This window comes from Caldinitratiruptor microaerophilus, assembly GCF_025999835.1.
GTDB classification, from domain to species: Bacteria; Bacillota; Sulfobacillia; order Symbiobacteriales; family ZC4RG38; genus Caldinitratiruptor; species Caldinitratiruptor microaerophilus.
The window spans coordinates 3,203,172-3,224,308 of record NZ_AP025628.1; the positions used below are offsets into that span (position 1 = coordinate 3,203,172).

Below are 21,137 nucleotides of genomic sequence, written 5' to 3' on the forward strand. Positions count from 1 at the left end.
AGATGGCGCACGAGGACGTGATCCGGGAGCTGCAGGCCATCGTGGGTCCCCGGTGGGTCCTCCACCGCCCGGAGGACCTCCTGGCCTACGAGTGCGACGGCTACACCCTGGAGCGCCGGCCGCCCCTGGCCGTGGTCCAGCCCGACTCCACCGAGGAGGTCTCCCGGGTCCTGCGGGCGCTCCACCGCCGGCGGATCCCGTTCATCCCCCGGGGGGCCGGCACCGGCCTGTCCGGCGGGGCGATCCCCCAGGGCGGGGAGGTCGTCATCAGCCTCACCCGGATGAACCGGCTCCTGGAGGTGGACGTCGAGAACCAGCGGGCCGTGGTCCAGCCGGGCCACGTGAACCTGCACCTGACGCAGAAGGTGCAGGGACACGGGTACTACTACGCGCCCGACCCCTCCAGCCAGTACGCGTGCACGCTCGGGGGCAACGTGGCGGAGAACGCCGGCGGGCCGCACTGCCTGAAGTACGGGGTGACCATGAACCACGTCCTGGGCCTGACGCTCGTGCTCCCCGACGGCGAGGTGGTGCGGCTGGGCGGCAAGGCCTGGGACTACCCCGGCTACGACCTGGTCGGGCTCGTGGTCGGCTCCGAGGGGACCATGGGGGTCGTCACCGAGATCGTCGTGCGGCTCCTCCGCAGGCCTCAGGCCGTCAAGACCTGCCTGGCCCTCTTCGACACGGTGGAGGACGCGAGCCGCACCGTCTCCGGCATCACCGCCCGGGGGATCATCCCGGCCGCCCTGGAGCTCATGGACCGGCTGGCCATCGACGCCGTCGAGAAGGGGAACTTCCCCGTCGGCTACCCGCCGGACATCCAGGCCGTCCTCATCGCCGAGGTCGACGGCCTGGCGGCCGGCCTCGACGACCAGATGGAGCGCATCGTTGCCGTCTGCCGGGAGAACAACGTCCGAGAGGTGCGGGTCGCCCGGACGGACGCCGAGCGGGCGCTGTGGTGGAACAACCGGAAGACCGCCTTCGGGGCGATGGGCAAGCTGGCCCCCGACTACTACGTCCAGGACGGCGTCATCCCGCGTTCGAAGCTGACCGAGGTCCTGCGCCGCATCGACGAGATCAGCCGGGAGTACGGCCTGCCGGTCGCCAACGTGTTCCACGCCGGCGACGGCAACCTGCACCCGTTGGTGCTCTACGACCGCCGGCAGCCCGGGGTGGTCGAGAAGGTGGTGAAGGCCGGCTCGGCCATCCTCAAGGCGTGTGTGGACGCCGGGGGTACCATCTCGGGCGAGCACGGCATCGGCATCGAGAAGCGCGAGGACATGCGCCTGGTCTTCACCCAGGCCGACCTCGACGCCCAGAGCTGCGTCCGCGAGGTCTTCGACCCGGATGGCCTGGCCAACCCGGGCAAGCTCCTCCCGTCCCCGGCCCGCTGCGTCGACATCCGGGCCCTGCCGGTGGCCGGGGCGGCCGGGGGCGCGGGCCGGGCCGGTTGAGGGTTCACTCCAGGGGCCCTACCGCCCCCTCGACGGCGCTGAGGAGCGCCCCGGACTCGATGAGCTCGACCGCCCGGGCGATGTCGGCGTGCTGGAGCCGGTCCTCCGCCAGGGGCGGGATGCGCTCCCGGACGGCCCGGTACGCCGCCCGGGTGCCGGCGCCGAGCCCGCGGGGGTCGTGGAACTCCACCGCCTGGGCGGCACAGACGAGCTCGATCGCCAGCACGTGGCGGGCGTGCTCCACGATGCGGCGGGCCTTGCGGGCGGCGATCGTCCCCATGCTGACGTGGTCCTCCTGGTTGGCGGAGGACGGGATCGAGTCCACGCTGGCCGGGTGGGCGAGGACCTTGTTCTCCGAGACCAGCGCCGCCGCGGTGTACTGCAGGATCATGAGCCCCGAGTTCAGCCCGCCGGCCCGGGTCAGGAAGGCCGGCAGGCCGGAGAGCGTCGGGTTGAGGAGCCGCTCGACCCGGCGCTCGCTCATGCTGGCCAGTTCCGCCACGGCGATGCCGAGGTAGTCCATCGCCAGGGCCACCGGCTGGCCGTGGAAGTTGCCGCCGGAGAGCACCTCGCCCTCGTCGGGGAAGAGCAGCGGGTTGTCGGTGACGGCGTTCAGCTCCCAGCCCACGACCTGCGCGACGTGGTCGATCGCCGTCCGGCTCGCCCCGTGCACCTGGGGGATGCAGCGCAGGGTGTAGGCGTCCTGCACCCGGACCTCGCCGGGGGCGGTGAGGAGCGCGGACCCCTGCGTCAGGCGCCGGAGGTTGGCCGCGGCCGCAGCCTGGCCCGGATGGCCCCGGAGCTCCTGAATGCGGGGGTCCCAGGCGGTCGGGATCGCTCCCAGGGCCTCGGCGGTGAGGGCGGCGGCCACGTCGGCCACCTTGAGGAGGTCGAGCGCCCCGGCCAGTGCCAGCGCACCGATCCCGGTCATGATCTGCGTGCCGTTGATGAGGGCCAGGCCCTCCTTGGCCTCCAGGGTGAGGGGCCTGAGCCCGGCCCGGGCGAGCGCCTCCCGGCCAGGGAGGCGCTCGCCGCGGTAGCGCGCCTCGCCCTCTCCGACCAGCACCAGGGCGAGGTGCGCCAGCGGGGCCAGATCGCCGCTCGCCCCCAGGGAGCCCTGCGACGGGACGACCGGGTGCACGCCCCGGTTGAGCATCTCGAGGAGGAGGTCGACCACCGCCGGCCGCACGCCGGAGTGCCCCTGCGCGAGCGCCTGGGCCCGCAGGAGCATCGCCGCCCGCACGGCGGCGTCGTCGAGGGGCTCGCCGACCCCGGCGGCGTGGCTGACGAGGAGGTTGTGCTGCAGGCGGGCGACCTCCTCCGGGGAGATCGGGACGTCGCTGAACTTGCCGAAGCCCGTGGTCACCCCGTAGACCGGCTGGCGCCGGGCCAGGAGCCGCTGCACCAGGGCCCGGGCGGCCTCCACTCGGGCACGGGCCTCGGGCGCCAGGCGGGCCTGCGCCCTGCCGCCAGCGACGGCCACGACCTCTGCCAGCCCGATCGGCCTGCCCACCGGAATCACGTCCACTGTGGTCCCCTCCTGGTGTTCGCTTTCGTTCTCCATCCCAAGGATTGCGTTGCCGGTGCTTCGCTGCCGCGAGGCAAGCGGCGTTTGGTCTCGGCACCTGCGGCCCCGGGAGGATGGTTCCTTTGATGACTCGGAATCGATGGAGTATACTTCTCACGGTGTGCCGCAGGGGCCCGGAGGCCGTCGAGGCGGTGAACCGCTCCCGGCTGGCCGTGGCCCGCCGCAAGACGTGACGGACCCGGGAAAGGAGCCGCCCGCCATGAAGATCCTTTGCATCGGCGATGCCATGATCCCCGGCGCCTGGTTCACGGAGGCCGCTGAGGGGCTGGGGACGGCCCAGCGCGTCACCGCCGACTGGGAGACCGACTGGGGCCGCCTCCAGCACCGGCGGCTGGTGGTCGAGCACGAGGGGCCGGCGGTGGAGGAGGTCCCGCCCGTGTTCCGGGCCCACCCCGACGCCGAGATCGCGCTCGCCCTCTTCTGCCCCTTCTCCGCCGAGGGCATGGACGCCTTCGAGAACCTGCGCCTCATCGGTGTGGCCCGGGCCGGGGTGGAGAACGTGGACGTCCGGGCCGCCACGGAGCGGGACATCCTGGTCGTGAACGTCATGGGGCGCAACGCGGAGGCCGTGTCGGACTTCGCGATCGGCCTTCTCCTCAGCGAGGCCCGGAACATCGCCCGGGCGCACGCCGCCATCAAGAGCGGCACCTGGCGCAAGGAGTTCAGCAACAGCGCCCACATCCCGGAGCTGAAGGGCAAGACCGTGGGCATCGTCGGCTTCGGCTACATCGGGCGCCTGGTGGCCCGCAAGCTGAGCGGCTTCGACGTCCGGGTCCTGGTCTACGACCCCTACGTGCAGCCCCAGGACGTGGAGGGGACCGGGGTGCACCGGGTCGACAAGGAGACCCTGTTCGCCGAGGCCGACTTCGTCACCATCCACGCCCGGCTCACGCCCGAGAGCCGGGGGCTCGTGGGGCGGGCCGAGCTGGCGAGGATGAAGCCGACCGCCTACCTCATCAACACCGCCCGGGCCGGCCTGGTCGACACGGACGCTCTGGTCGAGGCGCTGCGGGAGAAGCGGATCGCCGGCGCCGCCCTCGACGTGTTCGACGTCGAGCCGATCCCGGCCGGCCACCCGCTCCTCGAGCTCGACAACGTCACCCTGACCTCCCACCTGGCGGGTACCACCCGGGAAGCGCTGACCCGCTCCCCCTACCTCCTGGTGGAGGAGGTGGCCCGGGTCCTGGACGGCCAGCCGACCCGCTCCCTCAAGAACCCGGAGGTCCTGGACCGGCCGGCCGTCCAGGCGTGGCTCCGGAAGGCCCGGGCCGAATTGGGGAGGGCCCGCTGATGCCCGAGCTCGCCCGCTTCTCGTCGATGCTGCGGACGGCGCAGCGGGGTGGCTACGCCGTCGCTGCCTTCAACGTCTACAACCTCGAGTCGATCGCCGCGGCGCTGCGGGCCGCCATCGCCACCCGGACCCCGGTGATCGTTGCCCTGGGGGAACGGTACTTCCCGAACATGCGCCCGGCCACCGCCCGGGCGATCGTGGACACCCTGCTGGCGCAGCACGCCCGGGAGGGGCAGGCGGTGCCGCCGGTGGGGCTGCACCTCGACCACGCCACCTCGCCGGAACACTGCAGCGAGGCCATCCGGGCCGGCTTCACGTCGGTCATGATCGACGGGTCGCACCTGCCCTACCGGGAGAATGTCCGCCTCACCCGGGCGGTGGTGGAGGAGGCCCACGCCCACGGCGTCGAGGTGGAGGCCGAGCTGGGGGGACTGGCGGCCGGCGAGGCGAGCCACGAGTTCGCCACGGGCGAGGAGGCGCTGACCGACCCGGATCAGGCCCGGGAGTTCGTCGCCGAGACCGGGGTGGACGCCCTGGCGGTCTCCGTCGGCACCGTCCACGGGCTGTACCGGGGCGAACCCCGCATCGACCTGGACCGCCTGGCTGCCATCCATGCACGGGTGGACGTGCCCCTGGTCCTGCACGGCGGGTCCGGCACCCCCGCCGGGCTCCTCCGGGAATGCGTGGCCCGGGGCGTCGCCAAGGTGAACGTCAACACCGAGATCTCCCTGGCTGCGGTCCACCGCATCCGGGAGGAGCTGGAGGCGCGCCCCAGGGCCCACTTCGCCGAGCTGGGGCTCGTGGCCGTTCCCGAGATGGAGGAGGTGATGAAGGACTACATCCGCCGGTTCGGCGCCGCCGGCGTCCTCCCCGGGATCTGATCCGGCAGCCGGACAGGCGGGGCCGATTCGAGCGCATCGAGGTGACGACATGACTTCGCCGACCCCAGCCGCACCATCCGCCGCGGGCGGAGCCCGGATCCTCGCGGTCGACGTGGGGACGACCGGCACGCGAGCCATGCTGTTCGACCTGGAGGGTCGCCCGCACGGCATGGCCTACCGGGAGTACCGGAGCCACTTCCTGACGCCGTCGGTGATCGACCACGACCCGCAGACGTGGCTGGACGCCGTGGACGCGGCGGTTCCGGAGGTGCTCCGGAGCACCGCCACGCCCGGCGAGGCGATCGTGGCCATCGCGGTGACCAGCCAGCGGGCCACCATCCTCCCCGTGGACGCCGCCGGGCAGCCGCTCAGCCCGGCCATCCTCTGGCAGGACAAGCGGACGCTCGAGCAGTGCCGCCAGATCGAGGCAACGGTCGGGCCCCAGGAGGTCTACGCCCGCACCGGGCTGCGCATCGACCCGTACTTCTCGCTGCCCAAGCTCCTCTGGTTCCGGCAGGTGCGACCGGAGGTCTACCGGCAGGCGCACCGGTTTCTCACGGTCCACGACTTCGTCGTGCACCACCTGACGGGCGAGTTCGTCACGGAGTGGACGCAAGCGTCGCGCACGATGCTCTTCCAGGTGGACCACTTCCGGTGGGACGAAGAGCTGGCCGGGCGCCTGGGGATCGACATCGAGCGGATGCCCAGGGCTTTGCCCCCGGGGTCCGTCGCCGGCACGCTGACGCGCCAGGCGGCCGAGCGGCTCGGCTTGCCCGCCTCGGTTCCGGTCGTCATGGCCGGCGGTGACCAGCAGTGCGCGGCGCTCGGCCTCGGCGTCACCCGGCCCGGACTGGCGAAGGTGACCACGGGGACCGGGTCCTTCGTGGTGGCCCCCGTGAACCGGCCGTACCGGGACCCGCAGGCCCGGGTCCTCTGCAGCGCCTCGGCGGTGGCGGGCGGGTGGATCCTGGAGGCGGGGATCTTCACCTCGGGCTCGGTATACCGCTGGGTGCGGGACGAGCTCTCGGTGGCGGAGACCACCGCGGGCGCCACGCTGGGCCTGGACCCGTACGACCTGCTGAACCTGGAGGCGGCGCGCGCCGCACCCGGCGCGGGCGGACTGGTGGTCATCCCGCACTTCGCCGGCAGCGCCGCGCCGTACTGGAATCCGCTGGCCCGGGGGGTGATCTTCAACCTGGCCCTCGGCCACCGGCGGGCTGACCTGATCCGGGCGGTTCTCGAGGGGATCGCGCTGGAGGTCGGCAAGAACCTCGCCATCATCGAGGCGCTGGTGGAGGCCGGGGACGCCGGTTCCGGCCTCCGGGAGATCCGGGTCAGCGGCGGCGCCGTGCGCTCCGACCTGTTCAACCAGATCCAGGCCGACGTCTACGGGCGCCGGGTGGTCCCCGGCAAGCTCGAGCAGGCCACGGCCCTGGGCGCCGCCATCCTCGCCGCGGCAGCGGTGGGCGCCTACCCCGACGTCCAGACCGCCGCCGGGGCGATGAGCACCGTCGACCCCTCGCGGGCCCGCGAGCCGGATCTCCGGCGGCACGCGATCTACCAGGAGATCGCCGCCCTCCACGACGCCGTTTACCGCGCCCTGGCGGACGCGGGCGTGTACGAGCGGGCCGCGGCGGTGGCCCGCCTGTTGCAGGAGCTGGGGGGGTGAATGGCCGGCTCCGTCCCTGACCCGACGTGCGAGCACCCCCGGCGCGAAGCGCGGCGGGGGTTCGAGCCTTCCGGCTCGCCGCCGGACTTCCCCGCCGTAGCCGGTACACGCCTGCCCATCCCGGCTGCGCCCCTCGAACCATCCGCTCCTGGCGCCGGCCCGCCGGCGTCGCCGCAATCGAGTCCGCTGGCCGGAACGCCGTTGTCACTGTTGGAACGAAACGCAAAACGTGACAGGCAAAGGTTTCCGTCGACTGTCAGGTTGTGCGTCCGGCGACCGGCATGGCGACCTGAAGGCGGGGGGACGAAGGGGACAAGATGGCCGCTCATTACCGTAAGTCCATGTTATGTCACCGATCGAGGAACGGCTGCCGGACCAAAACGCAAACGTTGACAGGCAACGGCTCGCCTACCAGTGCAACCTTTGCGTTTTGGATACACCCACATCCAGATCTGGGTGTAACTGTCGCCCCCGGTCCGCACAGGACCGGGGGCGTTCGCTCTGCATAGGCCGACTGGCACATCGCCAGCGCACGCCTAGCAACTACCCGACGGTGCGCCGTGGAGGCGGAACCCGCCGCCCCAGCGGCTTTCCTCGTAGTCGAGTTCGACCTCGTCACCGAGGTACATGGCGGTGAACCCGTCGACGACGACCTTGATCCCGTCGACCTCGGTGACGTTGTCGTTGGGGTGAATGGTCCCGTCCAGGGCCATGCCGAACGACGGGCCCCCTCAACCGGGCATCGCGTAGATGCGAAGCGCCTTCCCGCTATCCTTGACGATCGAACGGAGCTGCTCGAGTGCAGCGTCCGTGATCCGCACCAAACCGCTTCACCTCACCCGTACCCATCGGGGTATGGCAACAGGATAGCGCACGACCTTGCCGGTCGCAAGAGGTGGCGGGCAGCCTTGTGGCGGACAGCACGTAGCGGACAGGCCGCGGCGGCCCGCGTCCGGGGCGGATCCGGCCAGCCCGGCAGGCATCACACGGCCGGTGTTCCGGCTGACGGTACCAGCCGTCACTCTCACGGATAGTACAGCTGCAGCCCTCGCAGCACGTCGCCGGGTCCCAGGCCGCCGGACCCGACGCCCATCACCCGCAGCCGGGCGCCGGGCGGCTCGAACCCCTCGACGTGGGCGATGACCACGTCCCCCCGGTTCACCGTGAGGGGCAGGGTCTCCCCGGCGCGCACCGGCCCGAAGACGACGCGGCACCGCACGACCCACGGCGCATCCGGCCCGCCAGCCGGGCCGGCGAAGGCGGCCGCGCCTCCCTCCCCCGCGCGCCCTGCCGGCGCGGCGCCGGGGAACGGGACGGTCCCGCCCCCGGCGGCAACCGCAGTCCCTGCCGCCGCGGCCCCGGAAGCTGCAGTGCCGGCAGACGGGGGCAGGTGGAGCCACGCGTCCTCGGGCCCGAAGAGGTCCGGGGGCAAGGACCCCTCGGCGACCACCTCCGTCACCACGAGTTCGAGCGGCCGCTTCCGGTGACCGTGCAGGGCGTGGAAACGGGGGGCGTACGCGCGGCGGTTTCCCGTGGGGTCGGCGACGGCGGCGGAAGCCAGGTCGAGGAGGTCGCGGAGCTGGGCGGCCTGCTCCTCGGCGTACTGCCGGGCCCAGCCCGGGGCGCCGGCAGGTCGGGGCCAGCGGGACACCTCCCGGGCGAAGCGGACGACCTCCGAGGCGTACTCGCGCCAGCCGAGGACGACCGGGCCGGCCCCCAGCGTCGCCGTGAAATCCGAAAGAAGCACAGCGTCACCCCTGTGGGTGACGCTGAAGTCGTATCTCGCACCGGAGTCGCCCAGGACGCTTCCCTGGAAGAACAGATTTCCGTCGGCTGCCGGGTCCACGACGTGGTCTTCGAACACCGTTCGCAACAGGCCGACCGCTGCGGGGAGAGGCCCCGCCGGCCCGCCGGCCGGGATCACCGCGCGCGCACCCTGGACCGTGAGCACGATGCGCGCCGGAGGTACCGGGTCCCCGAGGCGGCTTCCGGACGTTCCGGCTGCGACTCCGAGCGGGCGCTTCGTACCTGCCGCAAGCCGCAGCCGGAAGGGGTGGGCTGCCGGGTTCGCCATCTCCATCGGCGACCACCTCTCGTGGCCCGTGGTGTGAGAAGATTTGCCGGCGACCGGGGGGTTTCCTGCCGGGCCTCGCAACGATCCCGTAACCGCCCGTTCACCGGTGGCCTCCGGAAGGGGACGGAGCGGCGAGTCGGGGGTCCGTGCTGGCAAGTCTGGCCCTTTGGTGCCATCTCCAGTGTCTCCAAAGTCGGCTGTTTGCGACCCACGCCGTTTGCTACGCTGTTCGCGGCGGGCCCGTGGGCCGCTTTGGTGCAGGGAAGTAACCGGACGGGGTCGAAGGTTGGCCCCTGGCACCGTGCGGGTACCCTGTCAGGCGGGGAGGCGACGTCGTGGCACCGACGGACATCGAGATCGCCCAGGCGCACACCCTCCGACCCATCGCCGAGATCGGGGCCAAGCTGGGCCTCGGTCCGGACGACCTGGAACCTTACGGCAAGTACAAGGCGAAGATCGCGCCTCACGTATGGGAGCGGGTCCGGGGCGCTCCCGACGGGCACCTCATCCTGGTCACGGCGATCACCCCCACCCCGGCGGGTGAGGGGAAGACCACCGTCACCATCGGGCTCGGAGACGCCCTGAGCCAGCTCGGCGAGCGGACGGCGATCTGCCTGCGGGAGCCCTCCCTCGGCCCGGTGTTCGGCGTGAAGGGCGGGGCGGCGGGCGGTGGGTACAGCCAGGTCGTCCCGATGGAGGACATCAACCTCCACTTCACCGGCGACTTCCACGCGGTGAGCGCTGCCCACAACCTGCTGGCCGCGGCCCTGGACAACCACCTGCACCACGGGAACGCGCTCGGCATCGACCCCCGGGCGATCACCTGGAAGCGCACGGTGGACATGAACGACCGGGCCCTGCGCCAGATCGTGGTGGGTCTCGGCGGCAAGAGCGGCGGCGTCCCGCGGGAGGACGGCTTCCTCATCACCCCCGCCTCGGAGGTCATGGCCACCCTCTGTCTGGCCTCCGACCTCGAGGACCTGCGGGAGCGGCTGGGCCGGATCGTCGTGGCGTACACGACGGCCGGCAAGCCCGTCCGGGCGGCCGACCTCAAGGTCCACGGGGCGATGGCGGCCCTGCTCAGGGACGCCGTGAAGCCGAACCTCGTGCAGACGCTCGGCGGCACGCCGGCCTTCGTTCACGGCGGGCCCTTCGGCAACATCGCCCACGGCACGAACGCGATCATCGCCACCCGCCTGGCGCTGAAGCTCGCCGACTACGTGGTCACGGAGGCGGGCTTCGGCGCCGACCTGGGGGCCGAGAAGTTCGTGAACATCGTCTCCCGGGTGGCGGGCTTCCGGCCCGTCGTGGCGGTCATCGTGGCGACGGTCCGGGCGCTGAAGCTCCACGGCGGCAAGAAGCTGGAGGAGCTCACCCAGGAGGACCTGCCGGCGCTCGCCCGCGGCATCGCCAACCTGGAGAAGCACATCGAGAACGTGACCCGGGTGTACGGCCTGCCCGCCGTGGTGGCGATCAACCGCTTCCAGAGCGACACCGGCGCCGAGCTGGACCTGCTCGAGGGCCGGGTGCGGAACCTCGGCGTGCCGGTGGCGGTCGTGGACGTGTGGGCCCGCGGCGGCGCCGGGGCCCTGAACCTCGCCCGGCAGGTGGTCGCCCTGGCGCAGCGGGTACAGAGCCTGCCGGCCGGGAAGGCAGCCGACCCGAAGGGCGACGGGCGCAAGGTCCGCCCGCCCGAGGGCGCGGCGGAGGGCCCGGGGCTTGAAGATGCCTATCCGGACGGGTTCCCCGGCGGCCTGCGCTTCACGTACGAGCTTGACGAGCCCATCAAGGCGAAGATCGAGAAGGTGGCCAAACAGGTCTACGGGGCCGGCAGCGTCGCCTACTCCGCTCAGGCCGAGCGCTCCATCCGCCGCCTCGAACGCCACGAGCTGGGCAACCTGCCCGTCTGCATGGCGAAGACGCAGTACTCCCTCAGCGACCAGCCCGAGCTGCTCGGGCGTCCCGAGGGCTTCACGCTGACGGTGCGGGACGTCGTGCCGTCTGCCGGGGCGGGCTTCGTCGTTGCCATCACCGGCGAGATCCTGACGATGCCCGGCCTGCCCAGGGAGCCGGCGGCGGAGCGGATCGACATCGACCGGACCGGCCGCATCACGGGGCTCTTCTGACGCCCCGCCGTTCCCGACTGGCGCGCCCATCCGGGTGGGTGGGCGCGCAAACCTTTTGCGCTCGGATCGAGTCTTTCCGAGGGATGCGGGTTGCCCGCAGCGAAGAGGTGTAGCCTGCGGGAGGGAGGAGGAGGCCGCGTGAAGAAGCTCTGGAGACGTGTCCTGACGGTCCTTCTGGCGGTTCTCCTGGCCCTGGCCTGGGCCCTGCCGGCGCTGGCGGCCAGCCGGTCGTTCTCCGGCGGGTCCTTCTCCAGCCGGGGGTTCAGCTCTGCCACCCGCAGCTTCAGCTCCCGACCCCTGGCCCCCTCGAGGAGCTTCTCGAGCCGGCCTCCCTCGGGCCTCTTCGGGGGCGGCCCCCGCACCACCCCATCGCCCTCGGTCAGCCCCGTGGCGCCGGCGCCGGGCCGCTCCTTCTCGTCCCCGGCCCGCTCCTTCTCTGCCGGAGCGGGCAGCTTCTCGACCCGCCGCTTCGACTTCTCCACGGGTGAGCGCGGTTTCTCCACACAGCGGCGGGACTTCCGCACCCCGCCGCCAGGCGGGATGGCGCCCGGGACGACCGGCACCGTGACCATCGGGGGCAACCCGTACCGCTACCGGACGAACAGTGAGGGCCGGCCGGTGATCGAGTACGACGTGGGCCGGTCCCGCTACCCGGACCGGCCGCCGGTCGTCGTGATCGGAACCCCGCCGCTCGACCCTTGGGTCTACCAGGACATGTACTGGGGGATGCCGTGGTGGCTGCGGATGTGGTACCGGCCGGTCTACACGTACTACGGGCCCTGGTACCACGGCTTCGCGTTCGGTCCGGCGGCCTACGCTGCCGCCTCGGTCGGCGTGGTGGCGGCCGCGTGGCTCTTCATGCTCTGGGCGAGGAGGCGGTACTTCGGTGTTTGAGCTGCAGGGGAAGCGCGTGTGGATCCGCCGGGACGGCGAGGGCGGCGACGGCTTCGAAGGCACGGTGGAGCGCGTCTCCGGCAAGTGGATCTACGTCAAGGTCGACGACCCGGCCGGGACGACGCTGGGGATCTGGGTGAACACGGACCTGCAGCGCGAGATCGCCGTTCTGGCCGGCTGACCTGGCCGAGAGGAGGTGGCCGCCGTGGAAGTCGCCGCTCCGCCGGGGATCCTCGGTGTCCCGTGGGGGGCCATCGGCTGGACGGTCCTGTTCGCAGGTACCGGAATGCTGCTCATGCTCGCGGCCGTGATCGTGTTCGACCTGCTGTCGCCCGTGCGCGTCCTGCGGGACGTCCGCGCCGGGAACCCGGCGGTCGGCTGGACGGTGGCAGGGCTCCTCGTCAGCACCGGGATCGTCATGCATTCGGCCATGCTGCACAACTCCGGCTGGCTGCAGGCCGTCCTGTACTCGGCCCTCGGCATCGCGCTGGAGTACGCGGCGTTCTTCCTGTGGGAGCTGGCCACCCCGGGCTGGAGCCTGAACCGGGCGCTGGAAGAGGGCAACACGACCGTGGGGATCATCACCTGTGGCCTCTTCATCGCCATCGGCCTGGTGGTGGCGGGTGCGTTCAGCTAGACAGGAGGGGCAGGGGTGGGGACCTGGCGCATTCCGCTTCGCGACCGTGTCATCGAGCTGGGGCAGCGGACCCTCGTGATGGGGATCCTGAACGTGACCCCGGACTCGTTCTCCGACGGCGGCCGGTACCTGGACCCGGGGCGGGCCTGCGAGCGCGCCTGGCAGATGGTCGAGGAGGGCGCCGACATCGTGGACGTGGGCGGGGAGTCCACCCGCCCCGGCCACACCCCCGTTCCCGCCGAGGTGGAGCGGGAGCGGGTCATCCCCGTCGTCCGCCGGCTGGTGGCCGAAGGGCTGCCCGTGCCGATCTCGGTCGACACGATGAAGGCCGAGGTGGCCGAGGCGGCGCTGGAGGCCGGCGCGCACATGCTGAACGACGTGTGGGGGCTGCAGCGCGACCCCCGCATGGTCCGGGTCGCCGCCCGCTACCGGGCGCCCGTGGTGGCCATGCACAACCAGGAGGGGACCGCGTACCGCAGCCTCATGGACGACATCGCGGCGTTCCTGCGGCGGAGCCTGGAGCTGGCGGCCGAGGCGGGGCTCGGGGAGGAGCTCGTCATCGTCGACCCGGGCATCGGCTTCGGCAAGACCGCGACGCAGAACCTTGACGTCCTCCGGGACCTGCGCCGGCTCACCGCGCTCGGCCGGCCGATCCTGGTCGGGACCTCGCGCAAGTCGACCATCGGCAAGGTGCTGGGTGGCCTCCCCCCCGGGGAGCGGCTCGAGGGCACCGCCGCGACGGTGGCGGTGGCCATCGTGGGCGGTGCCGACATCGTGAGGGTCCACGACGTCCGGGCGATGGTTCGGGTGGCCCGCATGACGGACGCCATCGTGCGCCCCGGCCGCGGCGGCTTTGTGGAGGTGGGGTGAGCGTGGATCGCATCCTCATCTCGGGCATGCAGTTCTTCGGCCGGCACGGGGTGAACGAGCGGGAGGCGGAGCAGGGCCAGGTCTTCGGGGTCGACGCCGAGCTGTTCCTGGACCTCCGCGAAGCCGGCCGGTCGGACGACCTGCGGCGGACCGTCGACTACGCCGCGGTCTTCCGTGAGGTGCGCGCGGTGGTGGAGGGGCCGGCCGTCCGGCTGGTGGAGACCCTCGCCGAGCGGATCGCCGGGCGGCTCCTGGACCGCTTCCCCGCCGATGCCGTCACCGTCCGGGTGCACAAGCCCCGGGCCCCCATCCCGGGCACCTTCGCCGACGTGTGCGTGGAGATCCACCGGCGACGTGCCGGGGACGGACCGCGCGGGGGGTGAGGCGCCGTGCCGCACGAGGACGTGCGGATGGTCCGCGCCTACCTGAGCCTGGGATCCAACCTGGGCGACCGTCTGGGGCACCTGGTGCGGGGGCTGCGTTACCTCCTGGCCCCCCGCCAGGTGGAGCTGGTCGCCGTGTCGTCCGTGTACGAGACGGCTCCCTGGGGCCGGACGGACCAGGGCCCCTTCCTCAACGCCGCCGCCCTGGTGCGCACGACGCTCGAGCCCCGGGAGCTCCTCTTCGCGTGTCAGGCGGCGGAGCGGTCGGAAGGTCGGGAGCGGCTGGAGCGCTGGGGCCCGCGCACCCTGGACGTGGACATCGCGCTGTACGGGGAGGTGTCGATCGCCGAGCCCGACCTGGTGATCCCGCACCCGCGCCTCGGCGAGCGGGCGTTCGTGCTGGTGCCGCTCCTGGAGCTCGATCCCTCCCTGCGACTGCCCGGCGGACCCGCGCTGTCGCGCCTCCTGGCGGCGCTGCCGGACCAGGGGGTCCGGCTCCACCTGCCGGCCGCCGTGTTCCTGGAACGGATCCGAAAGGGGTTGTGAGTTGTGAGTGGTGAGTGGTGAGTTGTAAAGTGTGAGTTGGCGGGCCGGCCGGCCGCCCGCAGGGCGGTCGTGGGACCTGTCACGCCGGGGCCGCCCCGCCGGCCGTTCCTTCCGGATGATCCAACGGAGCGCGCCACGGGCCGCGCTCACGGGCCGCACCCACGGGCCGCGAATGTAGACGGGTGTGTCAAGACTCACAACTCATAACTCACAACTCACAACTGAGAACGGATTGGGGGCAGTCGCGCGTGTTCCCAAGTCGGCTTGCGTTGGAGCAGACGGTGCGTCAGGCCCTGGCCGAGGACATCGGCCACGGCGACCTGACCACGGCGGCGCTGGTGCCGCCGGGCCTGCAGGCGGTCGGCGTGGTGGTGGCCCGGGAGGCGGGCCATGTCTGCGGCCACGAGGTGGCCCGGCTGGCCTTCGAGCTGGTGAGCCCGGCCGTCCGGTACGAGGCGCTGGTGGAGGAAGGTGGGGCGGTGGAGGCCGGAGCGGCCGTCGCCCGGGTCACCGGCCCGGCCTGGGCGCTGCTCACCGCCGAGCGCACGGCGCTCAACTTCCTGCAGCGGATGAGCGGCATCACCACGGCGACCCGGCGCCTGGCCGAGGGGATCCGGTACTACAAGGCCAAGCTGGTGGCCACGCGCAAGACAGCTCCCGGGCTGCGGCTCCTGGACAAGTACGCGGTGCAGGTCGGCGGCGGGGCCAGCCACCGCCTCGGGCTCTACGATGCGGTGGTGATCAAGGCGCAGCACGTCGCCATCGCCGGGGGGGTGCGGGAGGCGATCCTCGCCGCGCGGAGGCACCTGGGGCCCCTGTCGGCCCGCCTGGGGATCGAGGTGCAGGATCGGGCCGCCCTGGAGGAGGCGCTCGGGGCCGGAGCGGACGTCATCCTGCTGCACAACTTCGACCCCGAGGAACTCAAGCAGGCGGTCGAGTTCGTGGCCGGCCGCGCGGTGCTCGAGGCGACCGGCCGCGTCACGCCGGAGAACCTGGAGGACATCGCCCGGTCGGGGGTGGACTACATCGCGGTCGACGCGCTGACCCTCTCCCCGCGGGCCCTCGACCTGAGCCTCGACCTGGTCAGCACCGGCGAGGCCACGGGAGAGGCGGAGGCGTGATGCTCCTCGCCCTCGACGTCAGCAACACGCACATCACGCTGGGCGTGTACCGGGGATCACGCCTCGCCCACCACTGGCGCATCGCCACGGAGGCGGGGCGTACCGGCGACGAGTACGGCGTCCTGATCGCGGGCCTGCTCGAGCACGCCGGCATCCGGGCGGGGGACGTGAGCGGGGTCGCGATCTGCTCCGTGGTGCCGCCGCTCACCCCGACCCTGGAGTCGATGAGCCGGACCTACTTCGGGGTGACGCCGCTCACCGTCGGGCCGGGCGTCCGCACGGGCCTGGTGATCCGCTACGACAGCCCCCGGGAGGTGGGCGCGGACCGGGTCGCCCTGGCCATCGCCGCCTACGAGCGGTACGGCGGGCCCTGCATCGTCGTCGACTTCAGCACGGCCACGATCTTCGACTACATCTCCCGGGACGGCGAGTACTGGGGCGGGGTGATCGCGCCCGGGGTGGAGATCGCGGCCGACGCGCTGTTCCGCCACGCGGCCCGCCTCCCGCGGGTCGAGCTCGCCCGCCCGAAGACCGTGCTGGGGCGCAGCACCACCCACTGCCTGCAGAGCGGCATCGTCTACGGCTTCGCCGGCATGGTGGACGGCATCTGCGAGCGGCTCATCGCCGAGAACGGGCCCGCCACCGTGGTGGCGACAGGCGAGACCGCCGACCTCATCGCCCCGGAGTGCCGGAGCATCCAGCACGTCGACCCGTGGCTCACGCTGGAGGGGCTCCGGCTCATCTACCAGCGCAACCGCGGGCCCGGAGGGCCGGACTGATGCTGCTGGCGCTCGACGTGGGAAACACGAACGTCACGGTCGGCCTCTACGCCGCCGCCCCGGCCGGCGCGGGGGGCGGTGCTCCCCTGCGGTCGTGGCGCCTGGAGACGCGGCGCGCGCGTACCGCCGACGAGTACGGTCTCTGGCTCGTGCGCGCCTTCCGCCTGGCGGGGCTCGACCCCGGGGCGGTGACGGCGGCGGCGATGGCTTCCGTGGTGCCCCCCCTCACCCCCGTGCTGGTGGAGATGTGCCGGCGCTACTTCGGCGCCGAGCCCCTGATCGTCTCCAGCCGGCTGCGCTCGCTGCCGGCAGTCCGCTACGAGGACCCGTCCGCGCTCGGCGCGGACCGGCTCGCCAACGCGGTGGCCGCGTGGGTCCTTCATGGGGGCGGGGACCCGACCGGCGGTGGGGCGCCGGGGGAGCGGGCCACCGTGGCCGTCGACTTCGGCACCGCCACCAAGCTGGAGGTCGTCGCCGCCGACGGCACGTACCTCGGCGGCAGCATCGCCCCGGGGGTGGGGATCAGCACGGAGGCGCTGTTCGAGTCGGCGGCGCGCCTGGCCCGGGTGGAGCTGGTCGCCCCGCCCCGGGTGCTGGGGCGCAACAACGCGGCGGCGATGCAGTCCGGGATCCTCTACGGGTTCGCGGGGCAGGTGGAAGGGCTCCTGCGCCGGGTGCGCGAGGAGCTGGGGGAGGAACTGCGGGTGGTCGGCACCGGCGGACTCGCCCACGTGGTGGCCCCGCACTGCCGGTGCCTGGACACCGTGGACCCCTGGCTCACGCTGGCCGGGATCCGGCTCATCTGGGAGTGGAACCGGCCTCCGGGCACATGACCCGGAGGCCGGCGCTGTGTCGGGCTCACCGCTTCTCGGGATGCTGCCAGGGCGGGCCGGACTGGGCTCCCACCCATGCCTCGCCGTTCTCCCAGACCTCTTTCTTCCAGATGGGGACGATCTGCTTGAGCCGGTCGATGGCGTACCGGCAGGCGTCAAAGGCGCCGGCCCGGTGGGGGGTCCCCACCGCGATGACCACGCTGGCCTCGCCGATCTCGAGCCGGCCCACGCGGTGCGAGATCGCCACCCGGGCTCCGGGCCAGCGCTCGCCGATCTCCCGGGCGATCCGCTCCATCTCCCGCACCGCCATCTCCGGGTAGGCCTCGTATTCGAGGTGGACCGTGCGCCGGCCGTGCGTCCACTCGCGCACGGTGCCGACGAACGTGACCACCGCCCCGATCTCCGGTGCCACCACCTTCCTGGCGACGGCGTCCGCCGAGAGGGGGTGCGTGACCACCTCGAAGAGCGCCTCCTCACCGCCGCTCACGGGCGGGATCAGGGCCAGTTCGTCCCCGTCCTGCAGCCGGTGATCGGGCTCGACGTACTCCCGGTTGACGGCCAGCGCCAGGGTGGGCGCCAGCGGCCCCAGGGACGGGAACTGCCGGGCCAGTTCCTGAACGACCTCGCCGGCGGTGAGGCCGGCCCAGTCCCCCGACAGCTCCCGCCGCCCCGCCGCCTGGGCGGCTCCGGCGAACAGGCGGACCCGTACCACGTACTTCACTCCTGCTGCGATGTGCTGCCTCGATTCTAGAACCCTGCCCAAGGCGGTGTAAAGTTGCTGCGGCGCGCGGCCGGGCAGTATACTAGAGTCAAGGCCAGGCCCGGAGGAGGGTGGCGCGATGGTGCGGCTGGAAGTCGTCAGCGTCGGCATCGTTCAGGGCTCCTCGGACGTGGTCCTGGTGTTCCGCGCGCCGCACACCGGACAGCTGCTGGTCATGGGCATCGGGCCCTTCGAGGGCCGGGCGATCGCCATGGGGATCGAGCGGACCGAGGTCCCCCGGCCCATGACCCACGACCTGCTCCTGAAGGTCCTGGAAGCGCTGGACGCCAGGGTGCAGCAGGTCCTGATCCGGGACTTCCAGGACGGTACGTTCTACGCCTCCCTCTTTCTCGAGCAGAAGGACGGTACGGTCGTCGAGGTCGACTCCCGGCCCAGCGACGCGGTCGCTCTGGCGGTGCGGGCCGGCGCGCCGGTGTTCTGCGACCCGGTGGTCATGGCCCTGCACGGGGTGCAGCCCGATGCCGAAGAGGAAGATGGGGATGGGGAGGAGGACGACTCCCCGATTCACTAGGGGTCGGTACGGGAATCCGGTGGGGCGACCTTGCTCGGAGCAGGGTCGCCCCCCTGCGTTCCGGCGGCTGCGGCCACCGGACCGGCAGCGGCGCGCCGCACGGCATCTCCCGCCCCCGGCCGCTCGGCTGCCGCTACGGCAGAACCGGGCGTCACAGCGGTCCACGCGGCGGGACAACGGCAGATTCTGCAAACCGGTCCCGACAGTTCGTTTGCAAAGACCGCGGTGCTCAGGCCCGTGTAGTCTGTCGGGCAACGCAATAGGCCCCCAAACCGCCCCGGACGCTTGCTGCTAGAACACACCCGCTGCATTTCGCCGCCCGACGAGCGGTCCTTCGTGCTGTTAATCGCGTGTTTTGCAGAGGCTGCCCCGAACTCCGTTTGCAGAAATCGCAGTGGGGGCCGCATCGCGGCAGCGCGTTCCGCAGCGGGAAGGCGGAGGACCGCACCGGACGGAGGGATGCCGCGGCGCTGCAGGCAGGTACGGCGAGTCGACCAACCTCCCGCCGTGGCAGGTTTTCGCGGCGGCTGCGCCGAACCCCTGTCTGGCTGCGCGGGGCGTCCCGGCGGGGGTCCGCCGGGGCTGCCCGGCGGAACCTGTTCGTACGCTCCCGAACGTGTCCAGTTGCAAGGAGGTCACAGCCCTGTGTCCCTGCCGGAACTGAGGACCCCGAACCGCCTGCTGCTCGGCCCGGGGCCCGCCAACGTGGATCCCCGGGTCCTGCGCGCCATGGCGACCCCGGTGATCGGGCACCTCGACCCCGCGTTCCTTGCCGTGATGGACGATGTCAGCCAGTTTCTTCGCCAGGTGTTCCGCACACGCAACGAGTTCACCCTGCCCCTCTCGGGGACCGGCACGGCGGGCATGGAGGCCGTGATGGTCAACCTGCTCGAACCTGGGGACGAGGTGCTGGTCGGGGTCGCCGGCTACTTCGGCCAGCGGATGGCGGAGGTGGCCCGGCGCGCCGGAGCCCGGGTGCAGACCGTCGAGGCCGAGTGGGGAACGCCGCTCGACCCGGATCGCATCGAGGCTGCCCTGCGCGAGCGGCCCGCCCGGGTGGTGGCCTTCGTCCACGCCGAGACCTCCACCGGCGTGCTGCAGCCGCCCGGCCCCATCGTCGAGGTCGCCCACCGCCACGGGGCGCTGGCGGTGGCGGACTGCGTGACCTCTCTCGGCAGCGTCCCGGTCGAGGTCGACGCCTGGGGCCTCGATGCGGCCTACTCCTGCTCGCAGAAGGGCCTCGGGGCCCCGCCCGGCATGGCGCCGGTCACGTTCGGCGAGAGGGCGCTGGAGCGCATCCGCAGCCGCAAGAGCCCCGTGCAGAGCTTCTACCTCGACATGACGCAGCTCATGGCGTACTGGGGGGACGGCGCGCGGGATCGGGCTTATCACCACACGGCCCCGATCTCGATGATCTACGCCCTGCGGGAAGCCCTGAGGCTCGTCCTCGAGGAAGGGCTCGAGGCCCGCTGGGAGCGGATCGGGCGGGTCCACCGGATGCTGGTGGCCGGGTTGGAGGCGATGGGCCTCCGGATGCTGGTTGCCCCCGAGTACCGGCTTGCGCCGCTGAACACGGTCGTCGTCCCGGAGGGCATCGACGCGGCGGCGGTGCAGCGGCGGCTCCTCGACTTCGACATCGAGATCGCCTCGGGGTTCGGCCCGCTCAAGGGGAAGATCTGGCGGGTCGGCTTCATGGGCGTGAACGCCGAGCCCAAGAACGTTCTCAGCTTCCTGGCCGCCTTCGAGACGGCGCTGCGGGAGCAGGGGCTGCGCCTCGAGCCGGGGGCCGGGTTGGCGGCTGCGGCCGCCGCCGCGGGCTAGCTCGGCGGGCAGGTTGTTGTCGTTAACCAGAAGATTCCATTCGCGTTGACGCGCTTTTGACACCGGGGTACAATGGGGCTGATTGCGACGGGCCGGTTCGACCTCCGGAGCCGTGTTGGACCGCCGTTCCGCAGGGCGGATCAGGGGGACGGGAGCCGGGGGGAGCGGTCGTGCCCGCCATGGAGCCCGGTACAGTCCACACATCCCGGCACGGTGGAGGAAAGGAGTGGGCGCGACTTCGATGCGGGAGTTCTTCAAGCGCAACGAGTTCTTCTGGCGCAGGCTCCACTCACTTCTCGGCGTCGTCCCCGTCGGCGGATTCCTCCTGTTTCATCTGTACACCAATTACGCGGCCAACAAGGGCCCCGAAGTGTTCAACACGAAGGTCCGGGCGATCAACGAGCTCCCGTTCCTGTGGGCCCTGGAACTCTTCGTCATTATCCTTCCCCTGTATTTCCACGCCTTATACGGCATCTACATCATCATGGACGCCCGCTTCAACGTGACCCAGTACCCGTGGGCGCGGAACTGGGCCTTCTTCTTCCAGCGCCTCACCGGGCTGATCACGCTGGCCTTCGTGACCCAGCACCTGTACCACTTCCGCTTCCAGAAGCTCCTCGGGGCGTGGGGGGCGGACGTCAAGTACCCGACCTTCGATATCGTGGCCCGGGGCCTGGCCAATCCGCTGATGCGGGTCTGGTACGCCATCGGGGTCGTGGCCGCGGCGTACCACCTGGCGAACGGCCTGTACACGTTCCTCATCACCTGGGGCATCACGGTGGGGCCCCGGAGCCAGCGCGTCTCGAACTGGGTATCGAACGCGGCCTTCGTCGTCATCGCCGCCCTGGGTCTGGCGGCCCTGCGCGCGTTCCGCTGAT

General features: G+C 72.1%; 20 protein-coding genes and 1 pseudogene. 17 read left to right on the forward strand and 4 right to left on the reverse strand.

Translation table 11 applies throughout. The annotated features are described in order from the left end of the window. The first annotated feature begins 2 nt into the window (after nucleotides 1-2). Nucleotides 3-1,454 (forward strand): FAD-binding oxidoreductase, encoded by a 1,452-nt coding sequence (locus caldi_RS15535; RefSeq protein WP_264842661.1) that lies wholly within the window; start codon nucleotides 3-5, stop codon nucleotides 1,452-1,454. A gap of 4 nt (nucleotides 1,455-1,458) precedes the next feature. On the opposite strand, the gene hutH is transcribed toward caldi_RS15535, so the two are convergent. After that, nucleotides 1,459-3,018 (reverse strand): histidine ammonia-lyase, encoded by a 1,560-nt coding sequence (gene hutH, locus caldi_RS15540; protein ID WP_406568093.1) that lies wholly within the window; start codon nucleotides 3,016-3,018, stop codon nucleotides 1,459-1,461. A gap of 223 nt (nucleotides 3,019-3,241) precedes the next feature. Here hutH and caldi_RS15545 point away from each other — a divergent pair, with 223 nt between their 5' ends. From caldi_RS15545 to caldi_RS15555, 3 genes are read left to right on the forward strand one after another with little or no spacing between them, the layout of a single operon-like run. Next, complete coding sequence (locus caldi_RS15545; protein ID WP_264842663.1) at nucleotides 3,242-4,333, forward strand: 2-hydroxyacid dehydrogenase; 1,092 nt, start codon at nucleotides 3,242-3,244, stop codon at nucleotides 4,331-4,333. Then, a complete protein-coding gene (locus caldi_RS15550) occupies nucleotides 4,333-5,214 on the forward strand; it encodes a class II fructose-bisphosphate aldolase (protein WP_264842664.1) in 882 nt (293 codons plus the stop codon). Before caldi_RS15545 ends, caldi_RS15550 begins: the two co-directional genes overlap by 1 nt. Nucleotides 5,215-5,263: 49 nt before the next feature. Next, complete coding sequence (locus tag caldi_RS15555; RefSeq protein ID WP_264842665.1) at nucleotides 5,264-6,883, forward strand: FGGY-family carbohydrate kinase; 1,620 nt, start codon at nucleotides 5,264-5,266, stop codon at nucleotides 6,881-6,883. 536 nt (nucleotides 6,884-7,419) lie between these two features. On the opposite strand, the gene caldi_RS15560 is transcribed toward caldi_RS15555, so the two are convergent. Then, complete coding sequence (locus caldi_RS15560) at nucleotides 7,420-7,596, reverse strand: iron-sulfur cluster assembly accessory protein (protein ID WP_264842666.1); 177 nt, start codon at nucleotides 7,594-7,596, stop codon at nucleotides 7,420-7,422. Between the two features lie 311 nt (nucleotides 7,597-7,907). Then, on the reverse strand, nucleotides 7,908-8,963 hold the full coding sequence (locus caldi_RS15565; RefSeq protein ID WP_264842667.1) for a hypothetical protein: 1,056 nt from the start codon (nucleotides 8,961-8,963) through the stop codon (nucleotides 7,908-7,910). 329 nt (nucleotides 8,964-9,292) lie between these two features. Here caldi_RS15565 and caldi_RS15570 point away from each other — a divergent pair, with 329 nt between their 5' ends. The 10 genes and pseudogenes from caldi_RS15570 (at nucleotide 9,293) to caldi_RS15615 (ending at nucleotide 17,146) form a co-directional block, all read left to right on the forward strand. Next, nucleotides 9,293-11,083 carry a formate--tetrahydrofolate ligase gene (locus caldi_RS15570; protein ID WP_264842668.1) on the forward strand — a complete coding sequence of 597 codons (1,791 nt, stop codon included), beginning with the start codon at nucleotides 9,293-9,295 and terminating at the stop codon, nucleotides 11,081-11,083. Nucleotides 11,084-11,221: 138 nt separating this feature from the next. Further along, nucleotides 11,222-11,977 (forward strand): hypothetical protein, encoded by a 756-nt coding sequence (locus tag caldi_RS15575; RefSeq protein ID WP_264842669.1) that lies wholly within the window; start codon nucleotides 11,222-11,224, stop codon nucleotides 11,975-11,977. Further along, nucleotides 11,970-12,158, forward strand: coding sequence for a hypothetical protein (locus caldi_RS15580; RefSeq protein ID WP_264842670.1), 189 nt, complete (start codon nucleotides 11,970-11,972; stop codon nucleotides 12,156-12,158). The genes caldi_RS15575 and caldi_RS15580 overlap by 8 nt, the downstream gene beginning before the upstream one ends. Before the next feature lie 24 nt (nucleotides 12,159-12,182). Then, the gene (locus caldi_RS15585) at nucleotides 12,183-12,614 is read left to right on the forward strand and encodes a DUF350 domain-containing protein (RefSeq protein WP_264842671.1); all 432 of its coding nucleotides are present in this window, start codon (nucleotides 12,183-12,185) and stop codon (nucleotides 12,612-12,614) included. A 27-nt stretch (nucleotides 12,615-12,641) separates the two neighbouring features. After that, nucleotides 12,642-13,484 (forward strand): annotated as a pseudogene (gene folP / locus caldi_RS15590) (dihydropteroate synthase); the annotation flags it as partial. A gap of 2 nt (nucleotides 13,485-13,486) precedes the next feature. Next, nucleotides 13,487-13,867 (forward strand): dihydroneopterin aldolase, encoded by a 381-nt coding sequence (folB, locus tag caldi_RS15595; RefSeq protein ID WP_264842672.1) that lies wholly within the window; start codon nucleotides 13,487-13,489, stop codon nucleotides 13,865-13,867. 6 nt (nucleotides 13,868-13,873) lie between these two features. Beyond that, nucleotides 13,874-14,413, forward strand: coding sequence for a 2-amino-4-hydroxy-6-hydroxymethyldihydropteridine diphosphokinase (gene folK / locus caldi_RS15600; protein WP_264842673.1), 540 nt, complete (start codon nucleotides 13,874-13,876; stop codon nucleotides 14,411-14,413). 269 nt (nucleotides 14,414-14,682) lie between these two features. Then, nucleotides 14,683-15,534: a carboxylating nicotinate-nucleotide diphosphorylase gene (nadC, locus tag caldi_RS15605; RefSeq protein WP_264842674.1), complete on the forward strand. Its 852-nt coding sequence runs from the start codon at nucleotides 14,683-14,685 to the stop codon at nucleotides 15,532-15,534. After that, nucleotides 15,534-16,313 carry a type III pantothenate kinase gene (locus caldi_RS15610; protein ID WP_264844828.1) on the forward strand — a complete coding sequence of 260 codons (780 nt, stop codon included), beginning with the start codon at nucleotides 15,534-15,536 and terminating at the stop codon, nucleotides 16,311-16,313. The genes nadC and caldi_RS15610 overlap by 1 nt, the downstream gene beginning before the upstream one ends. Beyond that, the gene (locus caldi_RS15615) at nucleotides 16,313-17,146 is read left to right on the forward strand and encodes a type III pantothenate kinase (RefSeq protein ID WP_264842675.1); all 834 of its coding nucleotides are present in this window, start codon (nucleotides 16,313-16,315) and stop codon (nucleotides 17,144-17,146) included. Before caldi_RS15610 ends, caldi_RS15615 begins: the two co-directional genes overlap by 1 nt. Nucleotides 17,147-17,171: 25 nt before the next feature. Here caldi_RS15615 and caldi_RS15620 read toward each other — a convergent pair whose 3' ends face one another. Next, complete coding sequence (locus tag caldi_RS15620; RefSeq protein WP_319951772.1) at nucleotides 17,172-17,858, reverse strand: molybdenum cofactor biosynthesis protein MoaE; 687 nt, start codon at nucleotides 17,856-17,858, stop codon at nucleotides 17,172-17,174. Between the two features lie 127 nt (nucleotides 17,859-17,985). Here caldi_RS15620 and caldi_RS15630 point away from each other — a divergent pair, with 127 nt between their 5' ends. The 3 genes from caldi_RS15630 to caldi_RS15640 all read left to right on the forward strand — a co-directional run bounded on the left by caldi_RS15630 (nucleotide 17,986) and on the right by caldi_RS15640 (nucleotide 21,136). Further along, nucleotides 17,986-18,438, forward strand: a complete 453-nt coding sequence (locus tag caldi_RS15630) for a bifunctional nuclease family protein (RefSeq protein ID WP_264842676.1) — start codon at nucleotides 17,986-17,988, stop codon at nucleotides 18,436-18,438. Between the two features lie 645 nt (nucleotides 18,439-19,083). After that, nucleotides 19,084-20,259 carry a pyridoxal-phosphate-dependent aminotransferase family protein gene (locus caldi_RS15635; RefSeq protein WP_264842677.1) on the forward strand — a complete coding sequence of 392 codons (1,176 nt, stop codon included), beginning with the start codon at nucleotides 19,084-19,086 and terminating at the stop codon, nucleotides 20,257-20,259. A 241-nt stretch (nucleotides 20,260-20,500) separates the two neighbouring features. Continuing rightward, nucleotides 20,501-21,136: a succinate dehydrogenase cytochrome b558 subunit gene (locus tag caldi_RS15640; protein WP_264842678.1), complete on the forward strand. Its 636-nt coding sequence runs from the start codon at nucleotides 20,501-20,503 to the stop codon at nucleotides 21,134-21,136. The last annotated feature ends 1 nt before the right edge of the window (nucleotide 21,137 follow it).

Bases quoted from the DNA above. Each gene is read 5' to 3' on its own strand.
- caldi_RS15640 (WP_264842678.1), top strand. From the start codon at position 20,501: ATGCGGGAGTTCTTCAAGCGCAACGAGTTCTTCTGGCGCAGGCTCCAC.
- caldi_RS15555 (WP_264842665.1), top strand. From the start codon at position 5,264: ATGACTTCGCCGACCCCAGCCGCACCATCCGCCGCGGGCGGAGCCCGG.
- caldi_RS15630 (WP_264842676.1), top strand. From the start codon at position 17,986: ATGGTGCGGCTGGAAGTCGTCAGCGTCGGCATCGTTCAGGGCTCCTCG.
- caldi_RS15550 (WP_264842664.1), top strand. From the start codon at position 4,333: ATGCCCGAGCTCGCCCGCTTCTCGTCGATGCTGCGGACGGCGCAGCGG.
- hutH (WP_406568093.1), bottom strand. From the start codon at position 3,018: ATGGAGAACGAAAGCGAACACCAGGAGGGGACCACAGTGGACGTGATT.
- caldi_RS15565 (WP_264842667.1), bottom strand. From the start codon at position 8,963: ATGGAGATGGCGAACCCGGCAGCCCACCCCTTCCGGCTGCGGCTTGCG.
- caldi_RS15535 (WP_264842661.1), top strand. From the start codon at position 3: ATGGCGCACGAGGACGTGATCCGGGAGCTGCAGGCCATCGTGGGTCCC.
- caldi_RS15560 (WP_264842666.1), bottom strand. From the start codon at position 7,596: ATGGCCCTGGACGGGACCATTCACCCCAACGACAACGTCACCGAGGTC.
- caldi_RS15610 (WP_264844828.1), top strand. From the start codon at position 15,534: ATGCTCCTCGCCCTCGACGTCAGCAACACGCACATCACGCTGGGCGTG.
- caldi_RS15615 (WP_264842675.1), top strand. From the start codon at position 16,313: ATGCTGCTGGCGCTCGACGTGGGAAACACGAACGTCACGGTCGGCCTC.
- caldi_RS15545 (WP_264842663.1), top strand. From the start codon at position 3,242: ATGAAGATCCTTTGCATCGGCGATGCCATGATCCCCGGCGCCTGGTTC.